Origin of the sequence: Pseudomonas sp. B19(2017) (assembly GCF_002113165.1) — a bacterium.
Taxonomy (GTDB): domain Bacteria; phylum Pseudomonadota; class Gammaproteobacteria; order Pseudomonadales; family Pseudomonadaceae; genus Aquipseudomonas.
On sequence record NZ_NEJR01000001.1, the window covers coordinates 353,250 to 374,652 of the forward strand.

Annotated in this window: 21 protein-coding genes; 15 read left to right on the forward strand and 6 right to left on the reverse strand. The window is 63.0% G+C overall.

What is annotated here, in order from left to right; genetic code table 11:
- Positions 1–45 precede the first annotated feature (45 nt).
- Together CAF70_RS01705 and CAF70_RS01710 are read left to right on the forward strand one after the other, a co-directional pair.
- Entirely contained in the window at positions 46–678 is a 633-nt protein-coding gene (locus CAF70_RS01705) for a 2OG-Fe(II) oxygenase (RefSeq protein ID WP_085621815.1), read from the forward strand.
- Positions 665–1,168 carry a DUF523 domain-containing protein gene (locus tag CAF70_RS01710; RefSeq protein ID WP_085621624.1) on the forward strand — a complete coding sequence of 168 codons (504 nt, stop codon included), beginning with the start codon at positions 665–667 and terminating at the stop codon, positions 1,166–1,168. Before CAF70_RS01705 ends, CAF70_RS01710 begins: the two co-directional genes overlap by 14 nt.
- 103 nt (positions 1,169–1,271) lie before the next feature.
- Here the strand turns inward: CAF70_RS01710 and CAF70_RS01715 are convergent, their stop codons facing one another.
- The gene (locus CAF70_RS01715; protein ID WP_085621625.1) at positions 1,272–1,760 is read right to left on the reverse strand and encodes an ABC transporter substrate-binding protein; all 489 of its coding nucleotides are present in this window, start codon (positions 1,758–1,760) and stop codon (positions 1,272–1,274) included.
- A gap of 226 nt (positions 1,761–1,986) precedes the next feature.
- On the opposite strand from CAF70_RS01715, the gene CAF70_RS01720 reads away from it, so the two are divergent.
- Positions 1,987–2,463, forward strand: coding sequence for a DUF4399 domain-containing protein (locus tag CAF70_RS01720; protein ID WP_085621626.1), 477 nt, complete (start codon positions 1,987–1,989; stop codon positions 2,461–2,463).
- A gap of 165 nt (positions 2,464–2,628) precedes the next feature.
- Here the strand turns inward: CAF70_RS01720 and serA are convergent, their stop codons facing one another.
- Complete coding sequence (gene serA / locus CAF70_RS01725; RefSeq protein ID WP_085621627.1) at positions 2,629–3,858, reverse strand: phosphoglycerate dehydrogenase; 1,230 nt, start codon at positions 3,856–3,858, stop codon at positions 2,629–2,631.
- 170 nt (positions 3,859–4,028) lie between these two features.
- On the opposite strand from serA, the gene CAF70_RS01730 reads away from it, so the two are divergent.
- The 4 genes from CAF70_RS01730 to CAF70_RS01745 all read left to right on the forward strand — a co-directional run bounded on the left by CAF70_RS01730 (position 4,029) and on the right by CAF70_RS01745 (position 8,211).
- Positions 4,029–5,426 carry an FAD-binding oxidoreductase gene (locus tag CAF70_RS01730; protein WP_085621628.1) on the forward strand — a complete coding sequence of 466 codons (1,398 nt, stop codon included), beginning with the start codon at positions 4,029–4,031 and terminating at the stop codon, positions 5,424–5,426.
- A 25-nt stretch (positions 5,427–5,451) separates the two neighbouring features.
- Positions 5,452–6,117: a fumarylacetoacetate hydrolase family protein gene (locus tag CAF70_RS01735; RefSeq protein ID WP_085621629.1), complete on the forward strand. Its 666-nt coding sequence runs from the start codon at positions 5,452–5,454 to the stop codon at positions 6,115–6,117.
- 183 nt (positions 6,118–6,300) lie between these two features.
- Positions 6,301–7,218, forward strand: a complete 918-nt coding sequence (locus CAF70_RS01740) for an SdiA-regulated domain-containing protein (protein WP_085621630.1) — start codon at positions 6,301–6,303, stop codon at positions 7,216–7,218.
- 90 nt (positions 7,219–7,308) lie between these two features.
- Complete coding sequence (locus CAF70_RS01745; RefSeq protein ID WP_085621631.1) at positions 7,309–8,211, forward strand: SdiA-regulated domain-containing protein; 903 nt, start codon at positions 7,309–7,311, stop codon at positions 8,209–8,211.
- A gap of 104 nt (positions 8,212–8,315) precedes the next feature.
- Here CAF70_RS01745 and rpiA read toward each other — a convergent pair whose 3' ends face one another.
- Positions 8,316–8,990, reverse strand: a complete 675-nt coding sequence (rpiA, locus tag CAF70_RS01750; protein WP_013974672.1) for a ribose-5-phosphate isomerase RpiA — start codon at positions 8,988–8,990, stop codon at positions 8,316–8,318.
- Between the two features lie 133 nt (positions 8,991–9,123).
- Here rpiA and ilvA point away from each other — a divergent pair, with 133 nt between their 5' ends.
- On the forward strand, positions 9,124–10,638 hold the full coding sequence (gene ilvA, locus CAF70_RS01755) for a threonine ammonia-lyase, biosynthetic (protein WP_085621632.1): 1,515 nt from the start codon (positions 9,124–9,126) through the stop codon (positions 10,636–10,638).
- A gap of 148 nt (positions 10,639–10,786) precedes the next feature.
- On the forward strand, positions 10,787–11,212 hold the full coding sequence (locus CAF70_RS01760; protein WP_085621633.1) for a DUF2269 domain-containing protein: 426 nt from the start codon (positions 10,787–10,789) through the stop codon (positions 11,210–11,212).
- Between the two features lie 121 nt (positions 11,213–11,333).
- Here the strand turns inward: CAF70_RS01760 and CAF70_RS01765 are convergent, their stop codons facing one another.
- Complete coding sequence (locus CAF70_RS01765) at positions 11,334–11,990, reverse strand: HAD family phosphatase (protein ID WP_085621634.1); 657 nt, start codon at positions 11,988–11,990, stop codon at positions 11,334–11,336.
- A 141-nt stretch (positions 11,991–12,131) separates the two neighbouring features.
- Here CAF70_RS01765 and CAF70_RS01770 point away from each other — a divergent pair, with 141 nt between their 5' ends.
- Complete coding sequence (locus CAF70_RS01770) at positions 12,132–12,611, forward strand: RNA pyrophosphohydrolase (protein WP_003249017.1); 480 nt, start codon at positions 12,132–12,134, stop codon at positions 12,609–12,611.
- 22 nt (positions 12,612–12,633) lie between these two features.
- Positions 12,634–14,913 carry a phosphoenolpyruvate--protein phosphotransferase gene (ptsP, locus tag CAF70_RS01775; protein WP_085621635.1) on the forward strand — a complete coding sequence of 760 codons (2,280 nt, stop codon included), beginning with the start codon at positions 12,634–12,636 and terminating at the stop codon, positions 14,911–14,913.
- 116 nt (positions 14,914–15,029) lie between these two features.
- Here the strand turns inward: ptsP and CAF70_RS01780 are convergent, their stop codons facing one another.
- On the reverse strand, positions 15,030–15,776 hold the full coding sequence (locus CAF70_RS01780; protein ID WP_085621816.1) for an NRDE family protein: 747 nt from the start codon (positions 15,774–15,776) through the stop codon (positions 15,030–15,032).
- A gap of 129 nt (positions 15,777–15,905) precedes the next feature.
- On the opposite strand from CAF70_RS01780, the gene CAF70_RS01785 reads away from it, so the two are divergent.
- The 3 genes from CAF70_RS01785 to CAF70_RS01795 are packed head-to-tail and all read left to right on the forward strand — an operon-like array spanning position 15,906 to position 18,534.
- On the forward strand, positions 15,906–16,688 hold the full coding sequence (locus tag CAF70_RS01785; protein ID WP_063912109.1) for a sulfite exporter TauE/SafE family protein: 783 nt from the start codon (positions 15,906–15,908) through the stop codon (positions 16,686–16,688).
- 16 nt (positions 16,689–16,704) lie between these two features.
- Positions 16,705–17,511 (forward strand): prolipoprotein diacylglyceryl transferase, encoded by an 807-nt coding sequence (gene lgt, locus CAF70_RS01790; RefSeq protein WP_085621636.1) that lies wholly within the window; start codon positions 16,705–16,707, stop codon positions 17,509–17,511.
- A gap of 51 nt (positions 17,512–17,562) precedes the next feature.
- On the forward strand, positions 17,563–18,534 hold the full coding sequence (locus tag CAF70_RS01795) for a thymidylate synthase (protein ID WP_085621637.1): 972 nt from the start codon (positions 17,563–17,565) through the stop codon (positions 18,532–18,534).
- A 120-nt stretch (positions 18,535–18,654) separates the two neighbouring features.
- Here CAF70_RS01795 and cadR read toward each other — a convergent pair whose 3' ends face one another.
- Entirely contained in the window at positions 18,655–19,098 is a 444-nt protein-coding gene (cadR, locus tag CAF70_RS01800) for a cadmium resistance transcriptional regulator CadR (RefSeq protein ID WP_016712550.1), read from the reverse strand.
- Between the two features lie 84 nt (positions 19,099–19,182).
- Between cadR and CAF70_RS01805 the strand changes: the two genes are divergently transcribed.
- The gene (locus CAF70_RS01805) at positions 19,183–21,396 is read left to right on the forward strand and encodes a heavy metal translocating P-type ATPase (RefSeq protein ID WP_085621638.1); all 2,214 of its coding nucleotides are present in this window, start codon (positions 19,183–19,185) and stop codon (positions 21,394–21,396) included.
- Positions 21,397–21,403: the final 7 nt, after the last annotated feature.

Genomic DNA, 21,403 nt, shown 5'->3' on the forward strand with positions numbered 1-21,403 from the left:
TTCTCGGCCAAGTGGCGCTGTGCGCCAGCATGGCGAATGGATATGATGCGCGCCATGCACACCTCCCCTGAACACCCGATGCTTGCGGCCGTCGTCGACGATCTGGCCACCCATGGCTGGTCCCAGCAGGCGCTGTTTCTGCCTGCCGACCTGGTGCGCGCGCTGGCGGCCGAGTGCCGACGCCGTGATGCCGAAGGCGAACTCAACCCCGCGGGGGTTGGGCGCGGTGCTGCCCAGGAGGTGCGCGAGGCCATCCGCGGCGACCAGATCCAGTGGATCGACCCTGGCCAGGCCGAGGCCTGCGACCGGTACCTGGCCGCCATGGATCAACTGCGCCAGGCCATCAACCAGGGCCTGTTCCTTGGCCTGGAAGACTTCGAGTGCCATTTTGCCTTGTACCCGCCCGGGGCATTCTATCGCCGGCACCTGGACCGCTTCCGCGACGATGACCGGCGCATGGTGTCGGCAGTCCTGTACCTGAATGAAGGCTGGCAGCCGCAGGACGGTGGCCAGTTGCGCATGTTCCTGGCGGACGGTGTCGAGCATGATGTGCAGCCTGTAGCGGGCTGCCTGGTGGTGTTCCTGTCGGGCGAGGTGCCCCATGAAGTGCTGCCGGCAGGGCGTGAGCGGCTTTCGTTGACCGGCTGGTTCCGGCGCCGTGGCAATGACCCGTTCTGACTTGCCCAAGGTGCTGGTCAGCGCCTGCCTGCTGGGGCAGCCAGTGCGCTATGACGGCCGCGCCAGTGGCCACCCCGACCTATTGCAGCGCTGGCAGGCCGAAGGGCGCGTGGTGCCGTTGTGCCCGGAAGTGGCGGGTGGCTTGCCGACTCCACGGCCGCCTGCAGAAATACCGGGCGGGCAGGGCGCCAAGGTGCTCGACGGCGGCGCGCAGGTGCTGACGGTGACGGGCGAGGATGTCAGCGCCGAGTTCCTGGCCGGAGCGCAGCGGGCGCTGGAGCTGGTGCGCCAGCATGGCATTCGCGTGGCGGTACTGAAGGCGGGTAGCCCTTCGTGTGGCAACCGGTTGACCTACGACGGCACGTTCAGTGGTGTGAAGGTGGCGGGGGAAGGGGTGACCACGGCATTGCTGCGGCGGGCCGGGGTTCTGGTGTTCAGCGAGCTGGAGCTGGACCTGGCGGAACAGGCGCTGGCTGGGCTTTCAGCTTAAGCCTGGTCCGGCCCTTTCGCGGGCACGCCCGCTCCCACAGGGATAGCACCCGCCTGTGGGAGCGGGCGTGCCCGCGAAGAGGCCGGTGCAGGCAATCAAGCACTTACTGCCCGGCCGCAGTCTCAGGCACACCCTTGAACCATTTCTGCTCAAGCTCGGCAGTTCGCCCGTTGTCCTTGAGCCGCTGCAGTGCATTGTTCACCGCGCTCTCGAACGCCGGGTTGTCCTTCTGGAACGGGATCACCAGCTGCTTCTCGCCGAACGGCAGACTCACATCGAGCGGGCCGTTACCCTTGGGCGATTTGCTCGACGGGGTCAGTGCTATGTCGTACTTGCCAGCTTCGACACCCGGCAGCACCTCTGCGGCAGGGGCTTCGATGAATTCGGCGCGCAGGTCCAGTTCCTTGGCCAGCGCCTGGCCGAAGTCGATCTCGAAGCCGCTCAGGTGGTCGTTTTCCTTGAATGCGTACGGCGAGTTGTCGGCCTGCACGGCAATGCGCAGTTCGCCCCGGTCGGCAATATCATCAATCAGCTCGGCCTGAGCCAATGGCGTGATCAGTACCGCCAGCATTACCCCAATGGTCGTACGCATGAAAAGCCCCTTTATATCTTTGGCAGATGAATAACCTTCGCCACGGCTTTCTTCCTCGCCGTGGTCGAGCGCAGCCTATGACCTTGAAGCCTCGGCATTGTTTAACCCTGATTGAAATATTTCTGCCTGACGATGTGAACATCTGGACGAACATATCAACTAAGGTGAACTACCGCCGCCACCGGAATAGTGGCGGCGGTCAATAAGTGAATCACAGGAGAAGTGAATGAACAGCCTATTTTCGCGTGCTGCCGTTGCTGGTCTGTTGATGGGAGCGTCAATGTTCGCCAGCGCCGCAGATGCCCTGAAAAGCCAGGAGCCGCCCAAGGAGGCCAAGGTCTTCATCGTTTCCCCAGCCGATGGCGCCACGGTCGACAGGACCTTCACCGTCAAGTTCGGCATCGAAGGTATGGCGCTCAAGCCTGCGGGTGACAGCACCCCGCACACCGGCCACCACCACCTGCTGGTGGATGTGGATAAAGAGCCGGTAGCCGACATGGCGCTGCCGACCAGCCTGATGCCACAGGCCGGCACCGCATTGCCGGATGGCCCGCAGGTGCTGCACTTCGGCAAGGCGCAGACCGAAACCAGCATTACCCTGACCCCGGGCAAGCACACCCTGCAACTGGTGCTGGGTGACCAGTATCACGTGCCGTTCAAGCCGAGCGTCGTGTCGCAGAAGATTACTGTCGACGTGAAATAGGTGTCGGGCTCTTCGCGGGCTTGCCCGCTCCCACAGGATTCCACTGGCTTCGAGGCTCGTGGGGAACCGGTGGGAGCGGGCAAGCCCGCGAAGCAGGCGACGTCGATTTCACAGGCAAAAAAAGGGAGGCCACCAGGGCCTCCCTTTTTCATGCTGCCAGCGAACTCAGAACAGGACGCGGGAGCGGATGGTGCCCTTGACCTGTTGCAGCTTCTCTTGCGCCAGGTCCGAGTACTCGGCGTCCACGTCGATCACCACGTAACCGACTTTATCGTTGGTTTGCAGGAACTGACCGGAGATGTTGATGCCGTTCTCGGCGAAGACCTTGTTGATCTCGCTGAGCACGCCCGGGATGTTTTCGTGGATGTGCAGCAGGCGGTGCTTGCCAGGGTGCGCCGGCAGGGCTACTTCCGGGAAGTTGACCGAGGACACCGAGGTACCGTTGTCGCTGTACTTGACCAGCTTCTCGGCTACTTCCAGACCGATGTTGGCCTGGGCTTCGGCGGTGGAGCCACCGATGTGCGGGGTAAGGATCACGTTGTCCAGGCCGCGCAGCGGGCTTTCGAACTCTTCGTCGTTGGAGCGTGGCTCGACCGGGAACACGTCGATGGCGGCGCCGATCAGGTGCTTGTCCTTGATGGCGGCGGCCAGGTGGTCCAGTTCGACCACGGTGCCACGTGCGGCGTTGATCAGGATCGAGCCTTTTTTCATTGCACGAATTTCCTTCTCGCCGATCATCCACTGGGTGGATGGCAGCTCAGGTACGTGCAGCGAAACGATATCGGCCAGGCCCAGCAGCTCGTGCAGGCTGGTGACCTGAACGGCGTTGCCCAGTGGCAGCTTGGTCAGCGGGTCGAAGAAGTAGACCTGCATGCCCAGGCTTTCGGCCAGCACCGACAGCTGGGTACCGATCGAACCATAACCGACGATGCCCAGTTTCTTGCCGCGGATCTCGAACGAGTTGGCCGCGCTCTTGATCCAGCCACCACGGTGGCAGGAAGCGTTCTTCTCAGGGATGCCGCGCAGCAGCAGGATGGCTTCGGCCAGTACCAGTTCGGCAACCGAACGGGTGTTGGAGTACGGCGCGTTGAACACGGCGATACCGCGTTCGCGGGCAGCTTCCAGGTCGACCTGGTTGGTGCCGATGCAGAAGCAGCCAACGGCGACCAGTTTCTTGGCGCAGTCGAAGATCTCTTCGGTCAGCTGGGTGCGCGAACGGATGCCGATGAAGTGGGCATCGGCGATCTTTTCCTTCAGCTCGGCTTCCGGCAGCGAACCAGTGAGGTATTCGATGTTGGTGTAGCCGGCGGCCTTGAGGGTATCGACCGCGTTCTGGTGCACACCTTCAAGAAGAAGGAACCGGATCTTGCTCTTGTCGAGAGAAGTCTTGCTCATCTGCGTAAACCTGTATCCCGGAGAAAAAATGGCGAGGGTGATGCCAGGCGCAAAGGCAGCCTTAGCATGAACAGCGGGAGGGCTATGCTAGCATACGCGACACAATCTGAGCTTATCCCGACAGGTGAAGAGTGCTCAGGGTGACTATGAATAAGTCGAGAGTTCCAGCGATGACCCACCCCGCTGTAATTGATGAACTGATGACCCTTGTCGACCCTGGCAAGGTCCTGACCGACGCAGCTTCCCTGGAAGCCTATGGCAAGGACTGGACCAAGCACTACCCACCGGCGCCCAGCGCCATCGTTTTCCCCAGGACGGTGGAGCAGGTGCAAGCGATCGTGCGCTGGGCCAATACGCACAAGGTGGCACTGGTGCCGTCTGGTGGGCGTACCGGGCTATCCGCCGGCGCCGTGGCGGCCAATGGTGAAGTGGTGGTCGCCTTCGACTACATGAACCAGATACTCGGCTTCAATGCCTTCGACCGCACCGTGGTTTGCCAGCCAGGGGTGATTACCCGTCAGTTGCAAGCCTATGCCGAAGAGCAGGGCCTGTATTACCCGGTGGACTTCGCCTCCAGCGGTTCCAGCCAGATTGGCGGCAATATCGGCACCAATGCCGGCGGGATCAAGGTGATTCGCTACGGCATGACCCGTAACTGGGTGGCAGGGCTGAAAGTGGTCACCGGCAAGGGCGAACTGCTGGAGCTGAACAAAGACCTGATCAAGAACGCCACCGGCTACGACCTGCGCCAGCTGTTCATCGGTGCCGAAGGTACCCTGGGCTTCGTGGTCGAGGCCACCATGCGTCTGGACCGTACGCCGCGCAACCTCACCGCGATGGTGCTAGGCACCCCGGATTTCGACTCGATCATGCCGGTGCTGCATGCCTTCCAGGGCAAGCTGGACCTGACCGCGTTCGAGTTCTTCTCTGACAAGGGCCTGGCCAAAATCCTGGCGCGTGGCGATGTGCCGGCGCCGTTCGAGAGCGACTGCCCGTTCTACGCGCTGCTGGAGTTCGAGGCCAGCACCGAAGAGGTGGCAAACGAAGCCTTGGCCACCTTCGAACACTGCGTCGAGCAGGGCTGGGTGCTGGACGGGGTGATGAGCCAGAGCGAGACCCAGCTGAAAAACCTGTGGAAACTGCGCGAGTACCTGTCGGAAACCATCTCGCACTGGACCCCGTACAAGAACGACATTTCGGTCACCGTATCGAAAGTGCCAGCGTTCCTGCGCGATATAGATGCCGTCGTTGCCGAGCATTACCCGGATTACGAAGTGGTGTGGTACGGCCACATCGGTGACGGCAACCTGCACCTGAACATTCTCAAGCCCGAGCACATGAGCAAGGACGACTTCTTCGCCTCGTGCACCAAGGTCAACAAGTGGGTGTTCGAGATTGTCGAGCGCTACAACGGCTCGATTTCCGCCGAGCATGGTGTGGGCATGACCAAGCGCGACTACCTGGGCTATAGCCGCTCGCCGGAAGAAATCGCCTGCATGAAAGCAATAAAGGCCGTGTTCGACCCTAACGGCATCATGAATCCGGGTAAGATCTTCGCACCTGAATAGAAAGCAGTATCCAGAGGAGTCGGCCATGAGTTACCAGCACCAGTACGTAGACGGCACGCGCATTCACTTCCCGCTGGGCAAGGTGGTGTGCATCGGCCGCAACTATGCCGAGCATGCCAAGGAACTGGACAACCCGATCCCCGCCGAACCGCTGCTGTTCATCAAGCCGGGCAGTTGCGTGGTGCCGGCCGAAGGTGGCTTCAAGATCCCGACCGAGCGCGGTTCGGTGCACTATGAGGCTGAAATTGCCGTGTTGCTGGGCAAGCCGCTGTCAACTCATCCGACCGAGGAAGAGGTGCTGGACGCCATTTCCGGCTATGCCCCGGCGCTGGACCTTACCCTGCGCGACGTGCAGGCCAAGCTGAAGGAAAAGGGCCTGCCCTGGGAACTGGCAAAGTGCTTCGATGGCGCCTGCGTACTGCCGCCGTTCGTGTCGGCCGCCAGCTTCGAGACCTTGACCGACATCCCGGTGCGCCTGACTGTCAACGGCGAAGTGCGCCAGGACGGTAACAGCGCGATGATGCTCAACCCTATTGTGCCGATGATCCAGTACATGGCCGCGCATTTCTCGCTGCAGGCGGGGGATGTGATCCTCACCGGCACCCCGGCGGGGGTAGGGCCGTTCAATGTCGGTGACGAAGTGGTGCTTGAGCTGCCGGGTGTGAGCCGCTTCGAAAGCCGGGTGCTCTGATTCAAGACCGGGTTGCCTTCTTCGCGGGCACGCCCGCTCCCACAGGGTTATTCACAGGGCTGAAGCTTGTGATATCCCTGTGGGAGCGGGCGTGCCCGCGAAGAGGCCGGTCCTGTTTACCGATTTTTCACACCCGATCAGGATAATGCGCGAACCTATGCCCATTCTCCTCAGGACCCCCGCATGCCATCACCCAGCGCCCCGGCAACCCCCAAGCGTCGTTTCTTCCTGCGCTGGCCCTTCGGCCTGGCCGTGGCAGCGGTAATCGGCTATGGCGTGGCCATGGCCATGCACTGGGATGACCGCGGTGCGCTGTGGGTCAAGGAAAGCTTCGAAAGCACCGCCGAGCGCAGCGAAAGTGTATGGCTGCCGGACTACCAGGTGGATATCGATGCCAAGCCGTTGCCGGGCATGGACGACGATGAAGCCTCGGACGTGGCTTTCAACCCGCGTACCCGCACCCTGTTCGCGGTCATGGGCAAGAACCCGATCCTGGTCGAACTGAGCCTGGATGGCGATGTACTGCGCAAGATCCCGCTCAATGGCTGGAACAACCCCGAAGGCGTCGCCGTGCTGGAAGACGGCTACCTGGCAATCACCGACGAGCGCCTGCACGACCTGACCCTGGTCAAGGTGGATGCGCAGACCACCGCGTTGAACCATGATGATTTCCAGAGCCACGACCTGGGCCAGTCGGTGAAGAGCAACAAGGGCTTCGAGGCGGTAGCCTGGGATCCACTGCGTCAGCGCCTGGTCATTGGCGAGGAGCGCCCGCCCAGGCTGTACACCTGGAACACCGATGGCCACAGCCCGCTCACGGGCGAAAAGCAGCCATTGCCCAGCGATGAACTGGACTTGCGCAACCTCTCGGCGCTGAGCGTCGACCCGCGTACCGGCCACCTGCTGGTACTTTCGGCCGATTCCAACATGCTGCTGGAGCTGGACGAGCAGGGCCAGCAAGTCAGTTTCATGACCTTGCTGGGCGGTTTCAACGGCTTGCAGGGCACCATACCGCGGGCCGAAGGGGTTGCCATGGACGACAAGGGCAACCTGTACATGGTCAGCGAGCCGGCCCTGTTCTATCGCTTCAGAAAGAACTGAGCCCAATATCCGGCTTTTCGGATGCTGGCATTAAGCTTTATTTCAGTTGCTCATGGTTAGATTCGCCATCCCTATGTCGAGTCTGCCCTCATGCGTCATTCTGTTCGCCTGCTCCTTGTCCTGGCCGCCATCGGCCTGCTTCTGCTCGGCCTGGCCGGGCAGGAGTTCCGCCTGTTCGAGCGTGGCTGGTTCAACCTCAAGGCCTGGTGGCAACCCGCCGAACAGAGCATCGGCCTGGACCGTTACCAGGTAGTGGTGGAGGCGCAGCCGGTCGAAGGGCTGGATGACGACCTATCGGCGCTGACCTATGACCCAGATCGCAAAACCCTGTTTACCGTCACCAATGCCCGCTCGGAGCTGATCGAGCTCTCGCTGGATGGCCGCATCCTGCGCCGGGTACCGCTGACCGGCTTCGGCGACCCGGAAGCCGTGGAGTACGTCGGGCCCAACAGCTATGTGATCACCGACGAGCGTCAGCAGCGGCTGATTCGCGTGCGCCTGGAAGACGACACGATGTTCCTCGATGCCGGCGATGCCGAGCAGCTGACCTTGGGCATTGGCCTGAACGGCAACAAGGGCTTCGAGGGGCTGGCCTACGATTCGGCGGGCAAGCGCCTGTTCGTGGCCAAGGAGCGTGACCCGATGCTGATCTACGAGGTGCATGGTTTCCCGCACGACAAACCGGAGCAGCCCTATGCGGTGCATGTGGTGCAGGACCGCAAGCGCGATTCGCGGCTGTTCGTGCGGGACCTGTCGAGCTTGCAGTTCGATGAGCGTAGCGGGCATCTGCTGGCGCTGTCGGACGAGTCGCGGCTGGTGCTGGAGCTGGATGTGGAGGGCAGACCGCTGAGCACCTTGTCATTGCGCAAGGGGTTCCAGGGGTTGCAGGCGACGGTGCCGCAGGCGGAGGGGATTGCGATGGACGAGGCGGGGACCATCTACCTGGTCAGCGAGCCGAACCTGTTCTATGTGTTTAAACAGCCAGCGGAGTGAGTGCCTGCGAGGGCCAATTCGCGGGCATGCCCGCTCCCACAGGTACGCCACAGTTTTCGGACCCTGTGCAGTAGCTGTGGGAGCGGGCGCGCCCGCGAAGAAGGTTACTCAGCCTTCAGGCTTTTCACGCCCTCAGAGGTACCCAGCAGCAGCAAATCCGCCGGCCGCGCCGCGAACAGGCCGTTGGTCACCACGCCAACGATGGCGTTGATCTGTGCTTCCAGCTCCACCGGGTTGGTGATCTGCAGGTTGTGCACATCGAGGATCACGTTGCCGTTGTCGGTCACCACGCCCTCACGGTACACCGGGTCGCCGCCCAGCTTGACCAGCTGACGCGCCACGTGGCTACGGGCCATCGGGATCACTTCGACCGGCAGCGGGAAGGCGCCCAGCACCGGTACCAGCTTGCTGGCGTCGGCGATGCAGATGAAGGTCTTGGCCACGGCGGCGACGATCTTCTCGCGGGTCAGGGCTGCGCCGCCGCCCTTGATCAGGTTCAGGTGCGCGTCGCTCTCGTCGGCGCCGTCCACGTAGAACTCCAGTTCGCTGACGCTGTTCAGCTCGTAGACCGGGATGCCATGGCCCTTCAGACGCTGGGCGGTGGCTTCGGAGCTGGCGACCGCGCCGTCGAAGGCAGTCTTGTGCTGAGCCAGGGCGTCGATGAAGAAGTTGGCGGTCGAACCGGTACCGACGCCGACGACGCTCTTTTCATCCAGCTTGGGCAGAATGAAGTCGACAGCGGCCTGGGCGACGGCCTGTTTGAGTTGGTCCTGGGTCATGCGGGCTCCGAGAGGGGCAGGGCGGTTTTGAAAAGAGCCTAGTATAACGGCTCGGGCGGCTTTGCTGTGGTAGCCCGACGTAGCGCTGGGGTAGACTCCAAGCCCTTGTCCGCGGCCCAGTGATGCTTTCCCGATGCTCGAACAGTACGTCAAGAAGATCCTCACCTCGCGCGTCTACGACGTTGCGGTCGAAACCCCGCTGCAGAGCGCCGGGCAGCTGAGCAAACGCCTGGGCAACCAGATTCTGCTCAAGCGTGAAGACCTGCAGCCGGTGTTCTCGTTCAAGATACGCGGGGCCTACAACAAGCTGGCCCAGCTGAGCCCGGAAGAACTGGCCCGTGGCGTGGTCACCGCCTCGGCCGGCAACCATGCCCAGGGCCTGGCCCTGGCTGCACGCGAAATGGGTATCAAGGCCACGATCGTGATGCCCAAGACCACCCCGGAGATCAAGGTCGAAGGCGTGCGTTCGCGGGGCGGCAAGGTGGTGCTGCATGGCGACTCGTTCCCCGAGGCGCTGGCCTATTCGCTGAAACTGGTCGATGAAAAGGGTTTCGTCTACGTCCACCCCTACGACGATCCGCACACCATCGCCGGGCAGGGCACCGTGGCCATGGAAATCCTGCGCCAGCACCCTGGCCAGCTGGACGCGATCTTCGTGCCGGTGGGTGGCGGTGGCCTGATCGCTGGCATTGCTGCCTATGTGAAGTACCTGCGCCCGGAAATCAAGGTGATTGGCGTCGAGCCGGACGACTCCAACTGCCTGCAGGCGGCCATGGCGGCTGGCGAGCGCGTGGTCTTGCCGCAGGTCGGGCTGTTCGCCGACGGTGTGGCGGTGGCGCAGATCGGTCAGCACACCTTCGATATCTGCCGCCATCATGTGGATGAAGTGGTCACCGTCAGTACCGACGAAATTTGCGCGGCAATCAAGGATATCTACGACGATACCCGCTCGATCACCGAACCTGCCGGTGCCTTGGGCGTGGCGGGCATCAAGAAGTACGTCGAGTTGTACGGCGTGACCGGGCAGACGCTGGTTGCCATCGACTCGGGTGCCAACGTCAACTTCGACCGCCTGCGCCATGTGGCCGAGCGTGCCGAGCTGGGTGAAAAGCGCGAGGCGATCATCGCCGTGACCATCCCCGAACGCCCGGGCAGCTTCAAGGCATTCTGCGAGGCCATCGGCAAGCGCCAGATCACCGAGTTCAACTACCGCAAGCACACCTCCGACGAGGCGCATATCTTCGTCGGCGTGCAGACCCACCCGGAAAACGACCCGCGGGCGGCGCTGGTGCAGCAACTGGGCGAGCAGGGCTTCCCGGTTACCGACCTGACCGACAACGAGCTGGCCAAGCTGCATATTCGCCACATGGTCGGTGGCCATTCGGCCGGTGCCAGTGACGAGATGGTGCTGCGCTTCGAGTTCCCCGAGCGGCCGGGTGCGCTGTTCAACTTCCTCAACAAGCTGGGCGGACGCTGGAACATCTCGATGTTCCATTACCGCAACCATGGCGCCGCTGACGGGCGCGTGGTGGCGGGGCTGCAGGTGCCGGAGGACGAGCGCCACCTAGTGCCGGCGGCACTGGCGAAGATCGGCTACCCGTACTGGGACGAGACTGACAACCCGGCTTACAAGCTGTTCCTGGGCTGAGCAGCTAAGCTGGGGCTGATGGCCCTTTCGCGGGCTCGCCCGCTCCCACAGGTACTGCGCAGGCTTCAGCGCCTGTGATATCCCTGTGGGAGCGGGCAAGCCCGCGAAGAAGCCTGTACGAAATGGCCTGTTCAAGGACAACCGAGACATGGATCACCTGACCACCCTCAAGACCCTGCACATCGCTGCCACCGCCCTCCTGCTGCTGGGCGCCCTGGGCCTGGCGATCTGGACCGTACGCGCCCGCCGCCAGGGCGATACCGAGGCCTACGCCAAGCTGTTGCGTCGACCGCTGGTGTTCGTCTGGTTGGTGATGGGCCTGTGCCTGGTGAGCATGCCGTTCAGCGGCTGGTGGCTGGTACACCTGGTGGGCTGGCCGCTGGGGCAGACCTGGGTGCTGGCTTCCAGTGTCATCTATACGCTGGGCGCGTTTGCCGTGTGGTGGCTGCTGGTGCGGTTGAACCGGCTGCGCAAGGCCGAGGTGGTGGGGTTGCGGTTTACCTTGGCACTGGCGGTGTTCAGCGGGGTTTGCTTCCTGTCGATTGCTGGGTTGATGGGGGCCAAGCCAGTCTGACAGCTTTGTGCTGGTTTCTTCGCGGGCTTGCCCGCTCCCACAGGTACAGCGTAGCCCTTAAGGCTTGTGGTGAGCCCTGTGGGAGCGGGCAAGCCCGCGAAGAGGCCAGCACAGGAAAACCTCAAGCCCTCAGCGAAACCACCGGCCAGCCACGCCTCTCGGCCTCGGCCCGCAGCTTCGGGTCGGGGTCCACCGCCACCGCATGCGTCACCCGCTCAAGCAACGGCAGGTCATTCATCGAGTCGCTATAGAAGTAGCTGTCCTCAAGATCGAAGCCGTTCTCCAGCATCCAGCGCTCCAGCCGCGTCACCTTGCCTTCACGGAAACACGGTATATCGATACTACGCCCGGTATAGCAGCCATCACGCTTCTCGCATTCGGTCGCCAGCAACACGCGAACGCCCAGGCGCCGGACAATCGGTGCGGTGACGAAGCGGTTGGTGGCGGTGATGATCACCAACTGGTCGCCGGCCTCGCGGTGCTGCTGCAGCAAGCTCAGCGCCTTGGGCAGGATGATCGGCTCGATGCAGTCGCGCATGAAATCGCGGTGCCATTCGTCGAGCTGGGCTACCGGTGTGGCCGCAAGGATTTCCATGGAAAAGGCCAGGTAGGCCTGCAGGTCCAGGGTGCCGTTCAGGTAGTCCTGGTAGAAGCCATCGTTGCGTTGCTTGTAGGCAACCGGGTCAAGGATGCCGCGCTGGCAAAGGTAGTCACCCCAGGCATGGTCGCTGTCACCACCGAGGAGGGTATTGTCCAGGTCGAATAAAGCCAGGCGCATCGCGGTCACTCGCATCAGCCACAGGGTAGGCCCGCAGAATACGGAGTTTTCACGCCGCTGCACATAAGCTTGGCGGGCGCGTTGCTGCGCTCGCAGGCTTTGTGGAACAATGCGGTGACATGCGTTTGCGAGGTTGCTGCCGTGATCGACCCGGATGGTTTTCGCCCCAACGTCGGGATCATTCTCACGAATGATGCCGGGCAGGTGCTATGGGCTCGACGGATCAACCAGGATGCCTGGCAGTTTCCCCAGGGTGGCATAAACCCTGACGAGACGCCGGAAGATGCCCTGTACCGCGAGCTGAACGAAGAAGTTGGCCTTGAACGCGATGATGTGGAAATTCTTGCCTGCACACGTGGCTGGTTGCGTTATCGTTTACCCCAACGGCTGGTGCGTACGCATAGCCAGCCGCTGTGCATCGGCCAGAAGCAGAAATGGTTCCTGCTGCGCCTGGTCAGCAACGAACAACGAGTACGGATGGATCTGACCGGCAAGCCGGAATTCGACGGCTGGCGCTGGGTCAGCTATTGGTACCCGCTGGGCCAGGTTGTGACATTCAAGCGCGAGGTCTACCGACGCGCCCTGAAAGAGCTAGCACCGCGTCTGCTGACGCGCGACTGACGACGGAGTTCGACCCCGAGCCATGCTCAATACGCTGCGCAAGATCGTCCAGGAAGTAAACTCCGCCAAAGATCTCAAGTCGGCGTTGGGGATCATTGTCTTGCGTGTCAAGGAGGCCATGGGCAGCCAGGTCTGCTCGGTCTACCTGCTCGACCCGGAAACCAACCGCTTCGTGCTGATGGCCACCGAAGGCCTGAACAAGCGCTCCATCGGCAAGGTCAGCATGGCCCCCAACGAAGGCCTGGTCGGCCTGGTCGGTACCCGGGAAGAGCCGCTCAACCTGGAAAACGCTGCCGACCACCCGCGTTACCGCTACTTTGCCGAAACCGGCGAAGAAAAATTTGCGTCGTTCCTTGGTGCACCGATCATCCACCACCGCCGCGTGGTCGGGGTATTGGTCATCCAGCAAAAGGAGCGCCGCCAGTTCGACGAGGGCGAAGAAGCCTTCCTGGTCACCATGAGCGCCCAGCTCGCAGGGGTTATCGCCCACGCCGAGGCGACCGGCTCGATCCGCGGCCTGGGCCGCCAGGGCAAGGGCATCCAGGAAGCGCGCTTCGTCGGCGTGCCGGGCTCGCCTGGCGCCGCCGTGGGGCGCGCCGTGGTGATGCTGCCGCCGGCTGACCTGGAAGTGGTACCGGACAAGATCGTCGATGACATTGATGCCGAACTGAAGCTGTTCCAGAACGCCCTCGAAGGCGTGCGCGACGACATGCGCAAGCTGTCGGCCAAGCTGGCCACCCAGTTGCGCCCGGAAGAGCGTGCACTGTTCGATGTGTACCTGATGATGCTCGAAGACGCCGCCCTGGGCGGTGAGGTGACCGAAGTCATCAAGACCGGCCAATGGGCCCAAGGGGCTCTGCGCCAGGTGGTGGGCGAGCACGTCAACCGCTTCGAACTGATGGACGATGACTACCTTCGCGAGCGTGCCTCCGACGTCAAGGACCTTGGCCGACGCCTGCTGGCATACCTGCAGGAAGCCCGCGCGCAGTCGCTGGTGTATGCCGACAACACGATTCTGGTCAGTGAAGAGCTGACCCCGGCGATGCTCGGCGAAGTGCCGGAAGGCAAGCTGGTCGGCCTGGTCTCGGTACTGGGCTCGGGCAACTCCCATGTCGCTATCCTGGCCCGCGCCATGGGCATCCCCACGGTGATGGGCCTGGTCGATTTGCCATATTCCAAGGTCGACGGCATCGAGATGATCGTCGACGGCTACAAGGGCGAGGTGTTCACCAACCCCAGCGAAGTGCTGCGCAAGCAGTACAGCGACGTTGTCGAGGAGGAGCGCCAGCTGGCCCAGGGCCTGGATGCCCTGCGCGAGCTGCCGTGCGTTACCCCGGACGGCCACCGTATGCCGCTGTGGGTCAACACCGGCCTGCTCGCCGACGTGGCCCGTGCCCAGCAGCGCGGCGCCGAAGGGGTAGGGCTGTACCGCACCGAAGTGCCGTTCATGATCAACCAGCGCTTCCCCAGCGAGAAAGAGCAGCTGGCCATCTACCGTGAGCAGCTGGCGGCCTTCCACCCGCTGCCGGTGACCATGCGGACCCTCGACATCGGCGGTGACAAGTCGCTGTCGTACTTCCCGATCAAGGAAGAAAACCCGTTCCTGGGCTGGCGCGGCATCCGCGTCACCCTCGACCACCCGGAAATCTTCCTGGTGCAGACTCGCGCCATGCTCAAGGCCAGCGAGGGGCTTAACAACCTGCGTATTCTGCTGCCGATGATTTCCGGCATCCATGAGCTGGAAGAGGCACTGCACCTGATCCACCGTGCCTGGGGCGAGGTGCGTGACGAAGGTACCGATGTGCCGATGCCACCGGTTGGCGTGATGGTGGAAATTCCTGCGGCGGTGTACCAGACCAAGGAGCTGGCACGGCAGGTGGACTTCCTGTCGGTCGGCTCCAACGACCTGACCCAGTACCTGCTGGCGGTGGACCGCAACAACCCGCGGGTCGCCGACCTGTACGACTACCTGCACCCGGCGGTGCTGCAGGCGCTGAACACGGTAGTGCGCGATGCCCATGGCGAAGGCAAGCCGGTGAGTATCTGCGGCGAGATGGCCGGAGATCCGGCAGCGGCGATACTGTTGATGGCCATGGGCTTCGACAGCCTGTCGATGAACGCCACCAACCTGCCGAAGGTGAAGTGGATGCTGCGCCAGATCAACTTGGGCAAGGCCAAGGAATTGCTGACCGAGGCCTTGAGCCATGACAACCCGCAGGTTATCCACAGCTCGCTGCAACTGGCCCTGAAGAACCTCGGATTGGCGCGGATGATCGGGCCTGGGGCCAATAAAACCCTGTGAGGGTAAGGGTGCCTGTACTGGCCTCTTCGCGGGCTTGCCCGCTCCCACAGGTACAGCGCTGTACTTGTGGGAGCGGGCAAGCCCGCGAAGAGGCCAGCACAGGCAACATCAAAAGATCAGACTGAAAGCTCTATCTCCCCAAGATGTCCACCAAAGGGCCCGAAACTGCGCTCAATAAGCCGCCTTCTGCCCTGATCATCCATAATCAGTACCGTACTCGCCCGGGTTCCGTAGTTCTGGCTGGCAATGAACACACTCGACAGCAGTTTCTCGGTCGCCAACCCCACCCCCGTCTCCGGCAATTCGCCCTCCGGCGCCGGCTCGGCATCTGCCAGCAATGCCAGCAAGCGCTGAGGCTCCGGCGTTTCCAGTAACCCTTCCAACCCGCTACGCGCCTTCACCAGCTTCGGCCACGGCGTATCCAGCCCGGCATTGGAAAGCCCGTAAACCCCAGCTGCCAGCAAGCGCGGCGCTGCGTCCCGGGCGTGCAGGTAACCCAGCTGCCGCCCATCGCCCACCAGCAGGTTGAACCCCGAATACTGCCCGCTGCGGCTGGCCACCTGGTCCAGGTAAGCCTCGACCCCCTGCTCGCCCTGCAGGTACGCCGCCACCAGTTCGCCTCGCGAACGCGGGCCGAGTGCCTGCCCCGGGTCACGAATATTGGTCAATGCCGCGAACCGCCCCTGCGGGCCCACGCCAAGCCAGGTGCCGCGCGCTTCCAGGTCGCGCCCGGCATAAACCCCCGGTGCATCTTCCCAAGCTGCCAGGGCCTGGGTAGGGCGGGCATAGAACTCGTCGCGGTTGGCCGCCACGATCAGCGGCAGGGCATGCCCCGGCCGCCAGGCGAATACGATCAGGCACATCGGTTGGGCCTCTGTGTTTTCCGCCACTGTACCCATAGCTGTGGGGCGGTTCCATCCTGACACAGACTTCACTAGAGCCTCGAACCCGGCTTCCGTTACCATGCCGGATTGATTTCTCGGGGATGGCGAATGGAATTCGTGCTCTATCTGCTGTTAGGCGCCTGTGCCGGAGTGCTGGCCGGGCTGTTCGGCGTGGGCGGCGGTATCATCATCGTGCCGGTGCTGGTGTTCAGCTTTACCTTGCAGGGTTTCGATGCCTCGGTGCTGACTCACCTGGCGGTCGGTACGTCGCTGGCCACAATCGTCTTCACCTCGATAAACGCCGTGCTCGAGCACCAGCGCAAGGGCGCGGTGCAATGGCCGATCTTCGCCTGGATGACCCTTGGTATCCTCCTTGGGGCCGGTGTCGGCGCCAAGACCGCCTCGCTGATACAGGGGCCGTTGCTGCAAAAGATCATCGGTGTGTTCGCCTTGGTCATCGCCGCGCAGATGGCCCTGGACCTCAAGCCCAAGGCCAGCCGTGGTATCCCCGGCAAGCCAGCGCTGATCGGTGCCGGTGGAGTGATCGGCTGGGCTTCTGCCATTTTCGGCATCGGCGGCGGCTCGCTGACCGTGCCGTTCCTGACCTGGCGCAGCCTGCCCATGCAGCAGGCAGTGGCCACCTCCTCGGCCTGTGGTTTGCCGATTGCCGTGGCCAGTGCCCTGAGTTTCATGCTGTTGGGCTGGCATGAAGAGCACCTGCCGGCCCACAGCCTGGGTTACGTGTACCTGCCGGCGCTGGTGGGCATTGCCGTGACCAGCATGTTTTTCGCCCGCTTCGGCGCGCGCCTGGCGCACAAGCTGTCGCCACGTCTGTTGAAACGCCTGTTCGCAGCCCTGCTGTTCTGTGTCGGCCTCAGCTTTTTGATTTGAATCGAGAGGAAGTTCCATGCTGCCTTACCCGCAGATAGACCCCGTGGCGGTGGCCCTCGGGCCGCTGAAAATCCATTGGTACGGCCTGATGTACCTGGTCGGCATCGGCGGTGCCTGGCTGCTCGCCTCGCGCCGGCTGAACCGCTTCGATCCCACCTGGACACGCGAAAAACTCTCCGACCTGGTGTTCTGGCTGTCGATGGGTGTGATTGTCGGTGGTCGCCTGGGCTACGTGCTGTTCTACGACCTGCACGCTTACCTGGCCAATCCGACGCTGATCTTCGAGGTGTGGAAGGGGGGCATGTCGTTCCATGGCGGTTTCATCGGCGTGATGCTGGCGGCCTTGTGGTTCGGCAAGCGCAACAACAAGTCGTTCTTCGAGCTGATGGACTTCGTCGCCCCGCTGGTGCCGATCGGCCTGGGCGCCGGGCGCATCGGCAACTTCATCAACGCCGAGCTGTGGGGCAAGGCCACCGACGTGCCATGGGCGATGGTCTTCCCGCCGTTCAGCGACCCGGCGCAACTGCCGCGTCACCCGTCGCAGCTGTACCAGTTCGCACTCGAAGGTGTGGCGCTGTTCCTGATCCTCTGGGCGTTCTCGCGCAAGCCGCGGCCGACCATGGCGGTTTCCGGTATGTTCGCGCTGTTCTACGGCATCTTCCGCTTCATCGTCGAATTCGTCCGTGTACCGGATGCCCAGCTTGGCTACCTGGCCTGGGGCTGGCTGACCATGGGTCAGATTCTGTGCGTCCCGATGATCCTGGCTGGCCTTGGCCTGATCTGGTGGGCTTATAATCGCAAGCCCACGGCGAAACCCGCCTGATTAATCCCACGGCAGGGGCGATCCTCCTGCCGTTCTTGCTACAGGTAAGCCATGAAACAGTATCTGGACCTGGTCCGCGACGTCATCGAAAACGGCACGCTGCAGGGCAACCGCACCGGCATCCGTACCATCAGCCTGCCGGGCGCCATGCTGCGTTTCGACTTGCAGAAGGGCTTTCCGGCCATCACTACGCGCAAGCTGGCGTTCAAGTCGGCGATCGGTGAAATGGTCGGTTTCCTGCGTGGCGTGAAGAACGCCGGTGAGTTCCGCGAACTGGGCTGCAAGGTGTGGGACCAGAACGCCAACGAGAACGCCCAGTGGCTGGCCAACCCGTTCCGCCAGGGGCATGACGACCTGGGCGAGATCTACGGCGTGCAATGGCGCCAGTGGCCAGGCTACAAGCGCATCCCGCTGAGCAATCCGGCGGCCATCGAAATGGCCGAAAAGGCGGGCTTCCGCCGCATCGCCCAGGACGAGGAGGACGGCGTGGCGTTCGTCATCCTGTACAAGGCCATCGACCAGGTGCGCCAGTGCCTGGACACCATCGCCAATGATCCGGGCAGCCGTCGTATCCTGTTCCACGGCTGGAACTGTGCGCAGTTGGACGAAATGGCCCTGCCGCCGTGCCACCTGCTGTACCAGTTCCACCCGAATGTAGAGACGAAGGAAATTTCCCTGACCCTGTACATCCGCTCCAACGATCTGGGCCTGGGTACGCCGTTCAACCTCACCGAAGGTGCGGCGCTGCTGTCGCTGTTCGGCCGCCTGACCGGTTACACCCCGCGCTGGTTCACCTACTTCATCGGCGATGCCCATGTGTATGAAAACCACCTGGACATGCTCAACGAGCAGCTCAAGCGTGAGCCGCTGGCAGCGCCGAAGCTGGTGATCAGCGACCGTGTGCCGGCATTTGCCGAGACCGGCAAGTACGAGCCGGAGTGGCTGGAGAAGATCGAACCGAGTGATTTCTGGCTGGAAGGGTATGAGCATCATGCGCCGATGACAGCGCCGATGGCGGTCTGACTGATCGCTATTGCCTGAACTGGCCTATTCGCGGGCACGCCCGCTCCCACAGGCACAGCGCAGCCTTCAGGTGCGGCGCGGTCCCTGTGGGAGCGGGCGTGCCCGCGAATCTTTTGGGGCTCAATGTCCGTGACTACGCCCCACATGCGAATGCTCGGTATCTGGCACCGATACCGCCCCGTTCGTTTCCAGTTGCTGCAAGATCGCGCACTCAGCCCCCTGTGCATTGCAGCGCCGCCGTAGCTCCACAAGCTGTTCCTGCAGCGCCACCAACCCATCGATGCGTGCCTGCACATGCTCGATATGCTCGTCGATCAGCGCATTGACGCTGCCGCACGAATCGTCGGGGCTGTCGCGCAGGCGTAGCAGGCTGCGGATTTCATCCAGGGTCATGTCCAGGGTGCGGCAGTTGCGGATGAAGGTCAGCCGTTCGACATGGGCCTGGGTGTACAGCCGGTAGTTACCGTCGCTACGCGCCGGCTCTGGCAGCAACTGTTCACGCTCGTAGTAGCGGATGGTTTCCACCGCGCAATCGGTGGCCTTGGCCAGTTCTCCGATTTTCATCACGAAATTCTCCAGCAGATAGCTTGACCCTATAGTGGCTACAGGGTGTTCACTTGGCAACAGGCTCAAATTAAGGATGCCCCCATGAACCAGCCTGTCAGCCACGAACACAAACACGATCACCACGCCCACAGCTGCTGTAGCGCCGCCGCTGCACCTGCCAAGGTGCAATTGAGCGAAAAGGCCAGCAGCCACGCCCAGTTCAGCCGTTTCCGCATTGAGGCTATGGACTGCCCTACCGAGCAGACCCTGATCCAGGACAAGCTGGGCAGGCTGCCTGGTATCGAGCAGCTGGAATTCAACCTGATCAACCGTGTGCTTGGCGTGCGTCACACCTTGGGGGGCACAACGGAAATCGAGCAGGCAATCGACAGCCTGGGCATGAAAGCCGAGCCGCTTGGCGTCGAAGACGACGGAGCCACCAGCGCAGCACAAGTGGTCAAGACCCGTTGGTGGCCGCTGGCGCTGTCAGGTATTGCCGCGATCGCCGCCGAAATCGTGCATTTTGCCGCGCTAGCACCGGAGTGGGTGGTGGCGGCGCTGGCGCTGGCAGCGATCCTCGGCTGTGGCCTGGGTACCTACAAGAAGGGCTGGATCGCCCTGAAAAACCGCAACCTCAACATCAACGCGCTGATGAGCATCGCCGTGACGGGCGCGGTGCTGATCGGCCAGTGGCCGGAAGCGGCCATGGTGATGGTGCTGTTCACCGTTGCCGAACTGATCGAAGCCCGCTCGCTGGACCGCGCGCGGAATGCCATCGGGGGCCTGATGCAGCTCACCCCCGACATGGCCACCGTGCGCCAGGCCGATGGCCAATGGCGGGAAATGGAGGTGCGGGAGGTGGCCATTGGTGCCCTGGTGCGGGTACGCCCCGGCGAACGCATTGGCCTGGACGGTGAAGTGGCCAGCGGGCAATCCAGCGTCGATCAGGCACCGATCACCGGCGAAAGCCTGCCTGTAGAGAAGTCTGTGGGTGACAAGCTGTTCGCCGGCACCATCAACCAGGCCGGGGCGCTGGAGTTCCGCGTTACCGCCGCTGCCGGGCAATCGACCCTGGCGCGTATCATCAAGGCCGTGGAGGAGGCGCAAGGCGCACGGGCGCCGACCCAGCGCTTCGTCGACCGGTTTTCGCGCATCTACACCCCGGTGGTGTTTGCCATTGCCTTGGCTGTTGCAGTGATACCGCCGCTGTTCATGGCTGGTGCCTGGTTCGACTGGGTCTATCGCGCCCTGGTGCTGTTGGTGGTGGCTTGCCCATGCGCCCTGGTGATTTCGACCCCGGTGACCATCGTCAGTGGCCTGGCCGCGGCGGCGCGCAAAGGCATCCTGATCAAGGGCGGTGTTTACCTGGAGGGTGGGCGCCACCTGGACTTCCTGGCCCTGGACAAGACCGGCACCATTACCCACGGCAAGCCGGTGCAAACCGACGCCAAGGTACTGGAGACGCTGTTCGAAGGCCGCGCGCAAGCGCTGGCCGCCAGCCTGGGCGAGCGTTCGGACCACCCGGTATCTCGCGCCATTGCCCAGTTCGGCAAGGAGCAAGGCCTGACCTTGAGCGAGGTCGATGACTTCGTCGCCCTGGCCGGGCGCGGCGTGCGCGGCACCATCGCGGGTGAGGTTTACCACTTGGGTAACCACCGTCTGGTCGAGGAGCTGGGGCTGTGCTCGCCCGCGCTTGAGGCCCAGCTGGATGCGCTGGAGCGCCAGGGCAAGACCGTGGTGCTGCTGCTCGACCGCTCCGGCCCGTTGGCGCTGTTCGCCGTGGCCGACACGGTCAAGGAAAGCAGCCGCCAGGCCATCGCCGAGCTGCACGAGTTGGGCATCAAGACGGTCATGCTGACCGGCGATAATCCGCATACCGCCCAGGCCATCGCCAAGGTGGTGGGTATCGACCGCGCCGAAGGCAACCTGCTCCCTGCCGACAAGCTCAAGAGCATCGAAGCCCTGTACGCCCAAGGCCATCGGGTGGGCATGGTCGGTGACGGTATCAACGACGCCCCGGCACTGGCTCGCGCCGAGATCGGTTTCGCCATGGCGGCAGCCGGCACCGACACGGCCATAGAGACCGCCGATGTGGCGCTGATGGACGATGACTTGCGGAAAATCCCGGCCTTCGTCAGGCTGTCGCGCCAAAGTGCGGCGATCCTCATGCAGAACATCGTTCTGGCGTTGGGCATCAAGGCGATATTTCTGGCGATCACCTTTGCCGGCATGGCCACCATGTGGATGGCGGTGTTCGCCGACATGGGCGTGAGCCTGCTGGTGGTGTTCAACGGCTTGCGCCTGTTGCGCAAATAGAGGACGT